We start from the raw sequence: 12,883 nt of genomic DNA on the forward strand, positions 1-12,883 counted from the left end.
TAAATTTGTCAAGCACAGGTTGTAGCATTGATATACCGGTCCTATATCAAAAAACAGATGCAAATGAAAGGTCTTCTCAAGGATTACACGTTGCCGGGTCTATTGGATAAACTGGATGTCATTGAATGTTTTGAACAGCCAGGCAAATCGCTTCGGGTAGGGGAGATGCTGGAGAAACAAAAAGAGCTGTATTATGACATGGGAGTGAACCCGCCAGGCTCGTTATGAATGAGCGGGAATATAGGAAACACCATCATACCTCTTTTCAGAAAAGAGCTATAACTGCATTAGTTTTCGTTGGTGGAATGGCAACTTTAATGTCATTGTTTTTTTCGATTTTAACAGTTGGTTTTTCAAAAGATCTACTTTTAACTTGGGTTTATAATCTTGTTATCAGTGCTATATTTGCATATCCTTTAGTAGTGTTTGTTGCGGGCCCACTTGTTGGTTTTGTATTTAGGATAATATTCCCAGAAGGTTCTATTGTTGATATGGCGAAATGATTTTCGTAATTAAAACCCCTCTTTTTTGTTTTTCCCACGTTCTTAAGTGTTCCCTTGCGTAGACATTAAGCGTAAAGAACTTATCTGCCTTTGCATTTTTTCATAGAACGAAATGTACCTTTAAAGTATCCTACCTTTTTTCATCTACAATACAAGATAGTTTAGTATTTTGCGTTATATCGTCAAAATCCTGCCTTGCAATCCTATGAGCATGCTTGCAAAAATTAAGAGTCTTCTTTGATTTGAAAATATTTCAAGATTCAAGATTCCTTGTTCTAAATTTAAGCAATATCCTTAAATATTAGATTACATGAAAATACTTGTCGTAACAACTATTGTCATGACAACTGTTGTCATAACAAGCATATAGCATCTTAATCAAAAAAGGAGATTCTTAAATGGACGATTTAGAGCAAAATAATATGGAGCTGGTGACATATAATGACGTTCCTGGTATAGCACTCACTGAATCAAACAGTATCGCTAATTTTATAAAAAAGACAAAGGTTCAGGGCGTTATCAACTGGGGACGTAAAAATTCATTGTGGTTTGCAGTAAATGCAATGGGTTGTTGTGGCGTTGAGTTGATTGCTGTAGGTATGGCTCACTTCGACACGGATCGTTTTGGTATTCTTCCACGTAATTCCCCAAGACACGCAGATGTACTTCTCATCAGTGGGTATGTGACAAAGAAGTATCTTCCTGCTTTGAGAAGGATATGGGACCAGATGCCTGCACCAAAATGGGTGATAGCTATTGGAGACTGTGCTATAAGTGGTGGCCCTTTTTATGAATCCTACAGTACTCATCAGAATATGGATGAAATATTTCCAGTTGATGTTTATGTTCCTGGATGTCCGCCAAGACCTGAAGCCATTATCCAGGGTTTTGTTGAACTACAGAAAAAGATAGAATCAAAGAAGGATAAAGCTATTGATTATTGATGAATCAACAGAAGTTAATTATAGAAAAGTGTAAACGATCTATGAGATTGCAAGCAAAGTAAACATGCGAGTATGTAAACGGGAAACATGAACAATATCATTAAATAGTCACTTCAATATTATTATTGTTACAACAGCAAGGAGTAATAAATGGATACTGTACCCGTCGGAGCCTTCATTACAATAGCCTATCGTAGTAGTTTTGTGAGATTGAACCATAAAATGAAAGAACTTGGTCTTTCTGCAGGCCAATTCTTCGTACTCCTGATGCTTTCTCATGAGCAGGGACTAACACATGACACACTTGCCAGACATCTTGTTATAGACCAGGCAAGTATTACCCGGGCAGTCAATATCCTTGAAAATAAAGACTTTGTCAAACGTGTCACTGATGAAAATGATCGGCGAGCTGTGCGCATTTATTTCACGGAAAAGGGTGAGGAACTCATTCCAAAAATATCCATAATTGATAGTGAGCTGGAAGAAGCTTCAATGACAGGATTCACAGAGGAAGAGAAAAAACAAGCAAGAGATCTACTCAGGAGGATATCACAAAATATCTACGAAGTTGCATACGAAAAAGATGACAAGAAGCGGAAGGCTTTCCCCCTGAAGGATCATTGGCAGATTCAAGACAAAAGTATGAAACCTTAAATATATTACAGTATTTCTAACCAAATTCAAAATCAATATCCATTGCACATCTCCAACCTTTCTCTTACATGAGCATTAAGAATAAATGGTCTATTAGCTTCGCCATTCTTCTTCATATAATGCAAAGTACCCTCAGAGAATCCCATTTTATTCCATTCAGAATAAGGTATGCATGTCGATGGAGCCTAGTTCCATCTTTTTCTTGTCAGCATAAGTTACAGTATTAAGTATCCTGAGAAGCTATTATACTATGGTGCTAAAACAAAATAAAAAAGATTTTGTCATTATGTGATCCCTCACACAGTGAGACGCTATGGAAAGAAACTAATTCAAAGCCCATTACAAAGCTGAATGCATATGAGCAACATGAAAAAGGTGGAAAATATGGATCGTATCAGGAATTATACCAGGGATTTTTTTGGATTTACGAAAAAAGCGACAACATCCGTTCAGACAGTGGATGCCATAAGAGAACGTCTGGACGCTGAAGGTTTTAGGGAATTGGAAATAAATGAGATATGGACATTGAATGCATCGGGAAAATACTATCTTACCCCTTATCCTTCCATGTTGGTGGGCTTTACTATCGGAAGCGGTCAATTTCCGTCAAAATGGGTGAAGATGATCGCTGCACATACGGATAATCCCGGGTTTCGGATAAAACCCAATCCGGAGGTGAACAGTGAAGGAATGTTGACACTAAATGTGGAACGTTACGGCGGACCTATTCTTAATACATGGTTCGATCGTCCTTTATCCATTGCCGGAAGAATAGCGGTGAAGTCCGATGAGGTTCTGAAGCCAAAAGTGATCCATCTGGATTTTCAAAGACCTATACTTATCATCCCGAATCTGGCCATCCATATGAACCGCGAGGTCAATAAAGGTGTGGAGATCAAGGTTCAAAAAGAAATGCAACCTCTCTTGACCCAGTTGATCGAAGATGAGATCAAGGATAATTATCTGCTGGATCTGGTTGCAGAGGAAGCAGGAGTTAATCCTGAAGATATTCTGGACATGGACTTGAACGTCTATTGTAGTGAAGAAGGTATGTTGGTGGGCTCAAAAGAGGAATTCATCTCCTGTCCGAGAATCGACGATCTGTCCATGATATATGCTGCTATGGAAGCTCTTGTAGAATCAAATCATCAGAACGGGATCAACATGGTGGCATTTATGGACAATGAAGAGATCGGTTCTGCGACCCGGCAAGGTGCTGACTCCGTGATGCTGAGCAATATACTGGCAAGGATCCGTATGGGAACAACGGGAACGGAACAACAATCCATCCATCAGGAGATGAACTTGTTTGTGATCTCGGCAGACGGTGCTCATGGCTTTCATCCCAATTACAGTGAAAAGAGCGATATCACCAACAAGCCTGTGATGAACAAAGGAATTGCTATTAAGATCAGTTGTAATCGTTCCTATGCATCGGAAGTGGAGACTATTGCAGCTTTTCAGCAGCTGTGTGACAAAGCCCATGTGAAATACCAAAAATTCGTGAACCATTCAGACCAACCCGGAGGAACGACCCTGGGCCCTTTACTTAGCAAATATGTGCCTGTTCATGTGGTGGATGCAGGAGTGCCGATGCTGGCAATGCATTCAGCCAGGGAACTGATGGGTAAACAGGACTTCCTGGATTCCATCAAGATATTCAGTACATTTTTTCAATTGGAGGAGTGATATATATATTTAATAACTTATAAATTCAATGGCTCTGTAATTTTATCTTTTTTTGTTCTTGTCACCATCACTCTACCTCAAACCTCAAGACCCTGGACACCTTTATTGACCGTTCTTTGAAACTAAAACAAAAAGTAAATTTCGTTCAGGTTTTCATTATAACCGGGATCTTCTCAAAGCTTAGGTTGTATTTTTTATACAGATCCCATAATGTATCTTTGGAACTCCTAATGATTTATCTTGTGATCCATTCTATTACTTCATCGACCTTTGGAACCCTGCCAACTATCTTCACTTCTCCATCGACAACAACAGCGGGAGTTATCAGCACCCCATATGCGAGTATGCCATTCATGTCCTCGACCTTCACAATCTCAGCGTCGACACCTGCCTGAGCAACTGCCTCTTCTACGAACTTCTTTGTTTTGTTGCATTTGGGACAACCGGTACCTAATATCTCTATTTTCATATTGTTCATCTCTTTGGTTTAAACAAATACTTTTATGGCATCATACTCACAGGATGCAACGCAATCCATACAGTACTTGCATGAACTCATTCCTGCAGGGAAACATAACCCATCCTTGAGTTCAAGTATATCATTCTGACAAGCATCTACACATGAACCGCAGCCTGTACATTTATTATCATAAACTGCAACTAGGACCATTTTTGTAAACACTTCCTTTTTGATAGGAGAATGTCAGTACCTTCTATTTAATATAACTGTCAGTTCAACGGAACCTAAGATTTTTTTCTCAAATTTGCTTGTTTAAAGCTGTTGTAAATATAAAATAGAATCTTCAGCAAACCATCAAGAGTATATCTGAAAAATACAATTGGAACATATGCCATTCAAACCCATAGGAAAAGTGTCAAATTTCGCAGATGAAGAAACAATGCAGCTCCTTGCTCTCTGGAAGGAAAGCGTAAGTATAATTGAACTGGAAGAAAAAGATCCAAACGGACTTCTCTTTGAAGACTATTCACATTACATTGTAATCCATGATCCTCTGAAAATGGAGTTCCCTGAAAAAAGAAAAGAGTGGAACAGGAGATTCTGCAGGAACGCAGGAGTTTCAGTTGTTGAGCTTATAAAAAAGGATGGAAATAAGATATACTTCAAAGGTCTTTTTGCAGCAAACATGTCTTCTGTTTATGGTATCGTTCCTTACACTGCCTTTGATAATCAGGAAGCAGACTTCCCTGCGGCAGAGATGGAAATACTCAAAAGACAGACAATGGAGGCAGCACTCCCGGAGGCAAACAGCAAGGCAATACTTGATGTGGGATGTGGAGTCGGAAGTATAACTCTGAAAATGGCAAGGATGAATCCCGGATCAAAAATAACTGGGATCGACCTTCTGGAAGATACCATGAAACAGTGTCGTTTGAATGCTGTTGCCTATGATATTAAAAATGTGTCTTTTACAGCGGCCAGTGTTTATGAACTTCCTTTTGATGACGGGAAATTTGAAACTATAACATGCTTCTTCATGCTCCATCATCTTGATGACATACCGAAGGCTCTTTCAGAAATAAGAAGAGTCCTTAACAAAGGAGGAAAAATACTAGCTGTAGAGCCTCTTGACCATCATCATGGAACAGAAAGAGGTATACAGGACTGGGTAAACCATTTTGAAAATGCCGGTTTTTCCGCAGAGACAGAACAGATTAGCAGGGCCGTTTTCGTGCGTGCAAAGTTGAAGTAAAGCAAAACGTAGGAGGAGCGGGTGTATCGCACCCGCGGTAAAAACAGATGTGCAATATCCGAACCCTTCGGGAGGTAAACCACCTGGAAACATTTTTACTTGATTGCACATAAGTGTTACAAACTATTTTATTTTTAACACTAAATCCACTATGAATTGTTAATATTTATAACTTATGCCCGCTGGAAAAGGCATCTAATTCCTGCATAATATCGAAAAGTTAAAGTACGTATCATGTTAACAGATAGCATTATTAATAATGTTATTTGTTGGTGATGCAAAAATGCTAGGAATAAACGATCCGCAAATCTGGATAGCATATTTATTATGTTTTATCAGTGCCATAGGATGCATAATTTATGGACTGATACATTGGAATGATAATGAAGAGGATGATAACTGATGGCTGTCAGTTCACCCATTCTTGGAATAGCAGTTGCTGCCTACATGATAGTGGTTTTCTATCTTGGCTGGCTTGGTTACAAACAGACAAAAAATACTGATGATTATATGCTGGCTGGAAGAAAGGTCAATCCTTTCGTACTTGCATTCTCCTATGGAGCCGCATTTATCAGCACATCCGCGATCATTGGATTCGGAGGATATGCCGGTGCATTTGGTATGGGCATCCTGTGGCTGGTCGTCATGAACATTTTTGTTGGCATCTTTATCGCCTTTGTTGTATTCGGCTCCAGAACCAGGCGTATTGGTGTCAATCTGAAAGCTGTTACATTCCCTGAACTAATTGGAAGAAGGTTCCAGTCCAGATTCATTCAGGGATTCTCAGGTGCACTAATCACCATTTTTATGCCGCTTTATGCAGGCAGTGTCCTGATAGGAGGAGCACGTTTTATGGAAACTGCCCTTGATATTAACTATAACGTTGCTGTTCTTATACTTGCCATAATCGTTGCAGCCTATGTCATAACAGGCGGACTTATTGCTGTTATGTATACTGATGCCTTGCAGGGAGTATTGATGTTCATTGGAATGGGCATCCTGCTTGTATTAACATATTCAAAGCTTGGCGGTGTTATTGAAGCACATCAGGCACTCACGAACATGGCATACCTGGTTCCCGATAATTTGGCCGCCGTCGGACATAACGGATGGACATCAATGCCAGCTTTAGGCTCACCCACATGGTGGACACTTGTATCTACCATAATACTTGGAGTAGGCATCGGAGTGCTTGCGCAGCCACAGCTGGCTGTACGTTTTATGACAGTGAAGAACACCCGTTCACTGAAAAGAGCGGTCCTTTCAGGTGGGCCTTTTATCTTTATGATGGCAGGTGTTGCCTACATTGTCGGTGCACTATCAAATGTATATTTCTTTGACACAAAAGGAATGCTGTCAATTGATGTTGCAGGAGGGAACATCGACAAAATAATGCCTGAATACATCAACAGTGCAATGCCTGATTATTTCGTTGTGTTCTTCCTGCTTACCCTGCTTGCAGCAGCCATGTCAACGCTAAGTTCCCAGTTCCATGCTATGGGTACAGCATTTGGACATGACTTTTACCGTGAGTTTGTGATGAAGGGGAAGATCGGAAAGACTATCACCCTCACAAGAGTTGGTATTGCAACGACAATCATGGCCAGTGTAGTACTCGCATACATTCTCCCGCCAGGAATTATAGCAAGGGCAACAGCGATCTTCTTTGGACTCTGTGCAGCAGCTTTCCTTCCAATGTACTCAGGAGCCATCTTCTGGAAACGCATGACAAAAGAAGGAGCAATTGCAAGTCTTCTTGTCGGAACGTTCAGTAGCCTTTTCTGGCTCACATTCGTTCACGTAAAAGAAGCAAGCGCACTGGGTATTAGCCAGGCACTGTTTGGTAAAGTTACATTGCTTACAGGTACATGGACCGTTATAGACCCGATACTTGTGGCCACACCACTATCTATCATAGTTGCCATAGTAGTGAGCCTTATGACAAAACCTGCATCAAAAGAGCATATTGACCTGTGCTTTAAGAGAGAATAATACTTTCCTTTTTTTTGAGAAGCAGTCAATAAAATGGATTTTGTTTTATTGACACGCTTTTCTTATTTTTGCATTGGAAAATTGGATGCTGGCATTTTGAGGTAGTACAAAAGTTTCCGATTATGCAAACTAATTGGAGAATTTCTTCCTTCGGCTTTGTAGTAAAACCGAGATTGTATGTAAATCAAAATGTGCTTTTTTGGATGCTGTTGGAAAACTTTCCTTTACTTAGCAATTTAGATTACAGTCCGATGATACTATGACATCACCATAACCCCTAATTTGATGCGAAGATTTTTTTATAGGGCAAGAACAAGGGGGAATGAGCAACATGAAAAAAAAGTCATACTCAATTGTAGCTGTTTTATGGTATGTGGGAGCAATATGCTTTTTTATCGCTGCAGGAATCGGCAAAAACAGCGCATATATGGCATTAGGGGCACTTTATCTATGTATTGGTTCATTCTATTTGGCATTGTATAAGAAACATAAAAATAATGATGAAAAAAGAGAATAGTCATTTTTTGCACTTTCCTTTATTATGGAAAAATGGATACGTTTTTTGAATATCTGCTAGCCTTATAACCTCATTTTGATTATTTTGAACCTGACGATTTTAGGGTAACCCGGAAATCCCAATTCAATTTATTTTTATTTACAGGTACGAACTCACACCTGACCATCGCTTCTTTAAACTGCTTATTTGTTATAAAGAAACCATCTGGCGATTGTTCAAACAGAAGTTTAAGCGCATAACTAGGGTGAGTTTTACTTGGTGTTTTTTGTGGGAGTATATTTTGCATTATCCAATTATCCAGGGCTTTTTTTTGACTGTCGGGTAATTCATATTCACTCATTTTCCACACTCCAATATTTCATCATTTATCAATAAAGTATCAAGCGTCTCGTTTACACAAGGCTTGTAAATGTATATCCTAAAAACATGCCTTGGACTATAAGATGAAATACCATACATTTATTTCTATCCTCCACTGAAAACTATCCAGAATAATGTATTCAAATTACTTGTATGTTACAAGGTAATAAGGTAATCTGGTTATCTTTTTAATTTGGATTAAAATTAGATGACATTAGCACAACTTTCCTTTATTACGTGAATTGGGAACATAAAGAAATCTCTTTTATTCTGTCATTTAATCAGCCGCAGGCATGCAATATCTTTTCCTAAACTTTAAATAGAGTGTCATGCTAACATATGACATATTAGCAACTGTCATGATCGACTATAAGAAATATAAGAAGGATTAAAAATGCTTGGAATAGATGACCCACAAATATGGCTTGCATATATACTTTGTTTTGTAAGCGCTATAGGCTGCATAATCTATGGAGCCCTCAAATGGAACGATGATTCAGATGATGGAGAGGTGGCATAGTGGCATTGAGCACACCTGTACTTGGAATTATCATACTGATTTATCTGATGGTGATCTTTTACCTCGGATGGCTTGGATACAAGAAAACAAAAGAAACCGAAGATTACATGGTGGCAGGAAGGAAGATACATCCATATATACTTGCACTGTCCTATGGTGCCACCTTTATCAGCACATCCGCAATTGTAGGGTTTGGAGGAGCTGCCGGTGCCCTTGGTATGGGACTTCTCTGGCTTGCCTTCATGAATATTTTTGTAGGAATATTCATAGCATTTGTTATATTCGGTTCAAAAACACGTCGTATGGGCCTGAATCTTAAAGCTGTTACATTCCCGGAACTCCTTGGAAGACGTTTTCAGTCCAGATTCATCCAGGGATTTTCAGGAGCACTTATAGGCATATTCATGCCACTGTACGCAGGTATTGTACTTATCGGAGGAGCAAGGTTCCTTGAAACCACCCTCAGCATAAACTATGATGTTGCTGTGCTTATTCTCACGGTCATCGTTGCTGCATATGTAATCACAGGAGGACTTATTGCTGTTATGTATACTGATGCCCTGCAGGGTACCCTCATGTTCATTGGAATGGTATTCCTGCTGGCTTTTACTTACATCAAACTTGGAGGAATTACTGCCGCCCATTCTGCACTTACAGCTATGAATAACCTTGTGCCTGAAAGCCTTGCTGCAGGGGGACACTTGGGATGGACCTCAATGCCGGCTTTCGGGTCACCCATCTGGTGGTCGCTTGTGTCAACACTTGTACTTGGTGTGGGAATAGGAGTAATTGCACAACCACAACTTGCAGTCCGGTTCATGACTGTAAAGGATGACAAAGCACTCAACCGGGCTGTACTTGTTGGCGGACCATTCATTCTCATGATGACAGGAGTTGCCTTTACAGTTGGTGCATTATCAAATGTATATTTCTTCAACACAAAGGGAATGATATCTCTTGCCGTTGCCGGAGGAAACACTGATCTTATAATACCAGAATTTATCAACAGTGCCATGCCTTCGACTTTTGTTGTTCTTTTCATGCTGACCCTTCTTGCAGCGGCCATGTCTACCCTGAGTTCCCAGTTCCATACAATGGGAACGTCCATTGGTCATGATTTTTACCGTGAGTACCTCAAAAAGGGAGAACTTGGTCATACAATTAACATTACTAAAGCATCAATTGCATTTACAATCCTTGCAAGTGTTGTTCTGGCCTACATACTTCCAATAAGTATCATTGCAAAGGCAACGGCAATTTTCTTCGGACTTTGTGCAGCAGCGTTCCTGCCAATGTACGCTGGTGCCCTTTTCTGGAAACGCATGACAAAAGAAGGAGCCATAGCAAGTTTGCTGGTAGGAACATTTTCAAGCCTTTTCTGGCTTGCATTTGTGCATAAATCAGAAGCTGTACCACTTGGGATCAGCAAGGCCATCTTTGGTGTTGACACTATCCTGACAGGCACATGGACAATTGTAGATCCCATACTTGTAGCTACACCACTTGCCATTATTGCTGCAATTGTTGTAAGCCTTGTAACAAAACCAACCCCACAGAAACATCTTGAAGCATGCTTTAAAAAATAGGAACTTCTTATCCGGGCATTAAATGCCCGACCTTCTTTTTTAGATCAATCATCGTTTTTTAATGGTAACTATTCAGCCTACTACAATCTGCTTATTGATACTGATTTCATCGAAACGGAGATGTTTGCTCACTAACAACCTAATAATCAAAAAAGCAATCAATAGCAACAATCAAAATAAATGATTCTAATGAAATTTAGGTCTCAACTTTTTGTCAAGATTGCTATTGATAGTGTTATTATCAGGCTGAATAGTTACCAATAATTATTACAAAGAAGATGAACTGGCAGGCAAAAGCCGTATGACGAGAACCAGAGGGGATATGTATTTTATAATAAATATAACTCGACTTTTGCCTAATCTAAGTTCGACATAATCAAATATAAACCTATCCGTAGCATATAAAAATCAAGTGCATCATTTATAAGCGTTTCATTATAAAATTATGGAGCTGCCAATTTCCATAATTACAACTTCTGTTCCAGATACTGTTTTTACATGCTCACAAAAAACATTTGGATCCTGAGAAATAACGTCGAATGTATTATAATGCATCGGAATTGCAATTCCAGGACGCAACATCCCAACTGCAAGTGCGGCATCTCGGGCATCCATAGTATACCTTCCCCCTATTGGAAGAATGGCAACATCAGGATGGTAAAGTCTTGATATCAGCTCCATGTCCCCGAAAATACCTGTATCCCCTGCATGGTAGATTGAGACAATCCCTGCCCTGATAACAAAACCTGCTGCCCGCCCACCATCAAAGCTCCAGCTGGATTCATCAATAGATGAAGAATGCCTTGCATCCGTCATTGTGAAAAGAATACCGTCTAGCTCAATAGTTCCCCCAATATTCATTCCTGCTGTCTTAATTCCTTTTGATCCCAGATACCGGGACATCTCATGGATACACACAACCGTGCAACCGGTTCTCTTTGCTATACTGACAGTATCACCAAGATGATCATCATGACCGTGTGTGACTGCAATGATATCAGGATTTAGTTCTTCAGCCCTAACAATGGCTTTTGGATTATCCGTTATGAACGGATCAATGAGTACAGTAATCCCTGCAGCATCTATCTGAAAGCAAGAATGACCAAGCCATGTCAATCGAATGTTGTTCATACAGTGCAAAATGAGCTTATCAAAATAATAGTTTGTCGGCAGAAAGTATAATTGTAAAAGATCACTAAAAAAGGTTGTATGGAAATAGGCGTAATTATCCACGGACCTGATGTTGTCGATTCCGGCATGGCAAAGGCAGTTCTCGATAAACTTAAGGAATATGGAAATACTTCTGCCATAATGGCAGGAACTATTGGTAAAACAGCAGTTCTCGATGCTCATCTTGAAGAGATCATTGACATCACAGAAAACCTAAAACCAAGCCGTTGCATAGAAGAATGCTTCACTACAAAAGACGTTGTTTTTCTGCTGAATCATGGAAAAACAACACAAAATGGCATTCTATTTGCAAATATAGTGATTTCAAGGCTTAAAGATCGCAATATAAAACCTCTTATTCACATTGAAAGACCAGGAATGCCTGATGGAAAGATAGTACCATGGAATGCGGATTCCCTTGAATTTGCAATAAAAATGGCAAAGGTTCTTGGTCTGGAAATATCAGATGTTCCTGAGCAGATTATCCCTATAAGTGTGGAAGATCACGGACGTCGCATCATAAGAAATGTTTACGGTGTACTCCCCGGAGAAAAAATAATGATCAACGGAATAATCGTGGGATTTGCACAATCAGAAAACATACAGATAATAAGCGAAGATGGCTTCATTAAAGAGATCAGTGGGGCAAGGATCAAAGAACACGGACTTGAAAAAATCCATGGATATAATAAGAGAATACCTATTGACCTTAAAAGCTCCTGGGTAAAAAGCGGACCGCTTAGAAGTAATAACTTTTCTGTCCGTAAAAAAGGAAAAATGTTCAAATTTGCATCAGAAAATGAAGCAGATTCCACTGATCGGGGAGAAAAAATAAAAGCAGTCATCATTGACCATGAAGCTGAGAGAACGTTTGAGCTGATAGGAGATGCTAATGTTGCAGTAACAATAGGTGACGATACAACAGATATTGCCGCAGACATACTTTTCAGGTTGAGAATACCCATAATAGGAATAACAGATGGAGATATTGATGGATTCTCACACATGAAACACATATACCCAGGTTCAACTGTGCTTAGATTACAGCCAGGCAGTGATGATATTATTGGAAAAGAAATACGAAAGCAAATATTTAATGGAAGAAATTCCTGTATTTTTGATTCGCTTAACTCGCTCAGGAATAATATATTCTCATTATCGAAAAAGTATTTCATTTTTAGCACAGATTATTAATTATTAAGTGTTTTAATTTTGCGCATATATAACTTTAAATAT

General features: G+C 39.4%; 16 protein-coding genes and 1 pseudogene. 12 read left to right on the plus strand and 5 right to left on the minus strand.

Annotated elements, in window-relative coordinates; translation table 11 throughout:
• Positions 1–57: 57 nt before the first annotated feature.
• The 5 genes from BB781_RS00420 to BB781_RS00445 all read left to right on the plus strand — a co-directional run bounded on the left by BB781_RS00420 (position 58) and on the right by BB781_RS00445 (position 3,790).
• Complete coding sequence (locus tag BB781_RS00420) at positions 58–228, plus strand: hypothetical protein (protein WP_207205222.1); 171 nt, start codon at positions 58–60, stop codon at positions 226–228.
• Positions 225–503, plus strand: a complete 279-nt coding sequence (locus tag BB781_RS00425; RefSeq protein ID WP_242492483.1) for a DUF2798 domain-containing protein — start codon at positions 225–227, stop codon at positions 501–503. Before BB781_RS00420 ends, BB781_RS00425 begins: the two co-directional genes overlap by 4 nt.
• A gap of 398 nt (positions 504–901) precedes the next feature.
• A complete protein-coding gene (fpoB, locus tag BB781_RS00430) occupies positions 902–1,447 on the plus strand; it encodes a F(420)H(2) dehydrogenase subunit B (protein ID WP_094226530.1) in 546 nt (181 codons plus the stop codon).
• Positions 1,448–1,597: 150 nt separating this feature from the next.
• Positions 1,598–2,101, plus strand: a complete 504-nt coding sequence (locus tag BB781_RS00435; protein ID WP_094226531.1) for a MarR family winged helix-turn-helix transcriptional regulator — start codon at positions 1,598–1,600, stop codon at positions 2,099–2,101.
• Positions 2,102–2,485: 384 nt separating this feature from the next.
• Positions 2,486–3,790 carry a M18 family aminopeptidase gene (locus BB781_RS00445; protein ID WP_094226634.1) on the plus strand — a complete coding sequence of 435 codons (1,305 nt, stop codon included), beginning with the start codon at positions 2,486–2,488 and terminating at the stop codon, positions 3,788–3,790.
• 235 nt (positions 3,791–4,025) lie between these two features.
• On the opposite strand, the gene BB781_RS00450 is transcribed toward BB781_RS00445, so the two are convergent.
• From BB781_RS00450 to BB781_RS00455, 3 genes and pseudogenes are all read right to left on the minus strand, one after another.
• A complete protein-coding gene (locus BB781_RS00450; protein ID WP_394335320.1) occupies positions 4,026–4,253 on the minus strand; it encodes a thioredoxin family protein in 228 nt (75 codons plus the stop codon).
• Positions 4,231–4,287, minus strand: a pseudogene (locus tag BB781_RS16425) (hypothetical protein); the annotation flags it as partial. The pseudogene BB781_RS16425 and the gene BB781_RS00450, both read right to left, overlap by 23 nt.
• Positions 4,278–4,460, minus strand: a complete 183-nt coding sequence (locus tag BB781_RS00455) for a 4Fe-4S binding protein (RefSeq protein WP_094226533.1) — start codon at positions 4,458–4,460, stop codon at positions 4,278–4,280. The gene BB781_RS00455 and the pseudogene BB781_RS16425, both read right to left, overlap by 10 nt.
• A gap of 178 nt (positions 4,461–4,638) precedes the next feature.
• Here BB781_RS00455 and BB781_RS00460 point away from each other — a divergent pair, with 178 nt between their 5' ends.
• The 4 genes from BB781_RS00460 (at position 4,639) to BB781_RS00470 (ending at position 8,011) form a co-directional block, all read left to right on the plus strand.
• Positions 4,639–5,502 carry a class I SAM-dependent methyltransferase gene (locus BB781_RS00460; RefSeq protein WP_094226534.1) on the plus strand — a complete coding sequence of 288 codons (864 nt, stop codon included), beginning with the start codon at positions 4,639–4,641 and terminating at the stop codon, positions 5,500–5,502.
• Positions 5,503–5,785: 283 nt separating this feature from the next.
• Complete coding sequence (locus BB781_RS16395) at positions 5,786–5,905, plus strand: symporter small accessory protein (protein ID WP_340637500.1); 120 nt, start codon at positions 5,786–5,788, stop codon at positions 5,903–5,905.
• Positions 5,905–7,494, plus strand: a complete 1,590-nt coding sequence (locus BB781_RS00465) for a sodium:solute symporter family protein (protein ID WP_094226535.1) — start codon at positions 5,905–5,907, stop codon at positions 7,492–7,494. The genes BB781_RS16395 and BB781_RS00465 overlap by 1 nt, the downstream gene beginning before the upstream one ends.
• A gap of 322 nt (positions 7,495–7,816) precedes the next feature.
• Positions 7,817–8,011 carry a hypothetical protein gene (locus BB781_RS00470; protein ID WP_129582590.1) on the plus strand — a complete coding sequence of 65 codons (195 nt, stop codon included), beginning with the start codon at positions 7,817–7,819 and terminating at the stop codon, positions 8,009–8,011.
• 79 nt (positions 8,012–8,090) lie between these two features.
• Here the strand turns inward: BB781_RS00470 and BB781_RS00475 are convergent, their stop codons facing one another.
• Complete coding sequence (locus tag BB781_RS00475; protein WP_094226537.1) at positions 8,091–8,351, minus strand: hypothetical protein; 261 nt, start codon at positions 8,349–8,351, stop codon at positions 8,091–8,093.
• 414 nt (positions 8,352–8,765) lie between these two features.
• Here BB781_RS00475 and BB781_RS16280 point away from each other — a divergent pair, with 414 nt between their 5' ends.
• Entirely contained in the window at positions 8,766–8,891 is a 126-nt protein-coding gene (locus tag BB781_RS16280; protein ID WP_277985470.1) for a symporter small accessory protein, read from the plus strand.
• The gene (locus BB781_RS00480; RefSeq protein ID WP_094226538.1) at positions 8,891–10,477 is read left to right on the plus strand and encodes a sodium:solute symporter family protein; all 1,587 of its coding nucleotides are present in this window, start codon (positions 8,891–8,893) and stop codon (positions 10,475–10,477) included. Before BB781_RS16280 ends, BB781_RS00480 begins: the two co-directional genes overlap by 1 nt.
• 435 nt (positions 10,478–10,912) lie before the next feature.
• On the opposite strand, the gene BB781_RS00485 is transcribed toward BB781_RS00480, so the two are convergent.
• The gene (locus BB781_RS00485; RefSeq protein ID WP_094226539.1) at positions 10,913–11,608 is read right to left on the minus strand and encodes a metal-dependent hydrolase; all 696 of its coding nucleotides are present in this window, start codon (positions 11,606–11,608) and stop codon (positions 10,913–10,915) included.
• A gap of 78 nt (positions 11,609–11,686) precedes the next feature.
• Between BB781_RS00485 and BB781_RS00490 the strand changes: the two genes are divergently transcribed.
• Positions 11,687–12,841 carry a DUF2117 family protein gene (locus tag BB781_RS00490; protein WP_094226540.1) on the plus strand — a complete coding sequence of 385 codons (1,155 nt, stop codon included), beginning with the start codon at positions 11,687–11,689 and terminating at the stop codon, positions 12,839–12,841.
• The last annotated feature ends 42 nt before the right edge of the window (positions 12,842–12,883 follow it).

The sequence above is a fragment of the Methanolobus psychrotolerans genome (genome assembly GCF_002243045.1).
GTDB lineage: Archaea > Halobacteriota > Methanosarcinia > Methanosarcinales > Methanosarcinaceae > Methanolobus > Methanolobus psychrotolerans.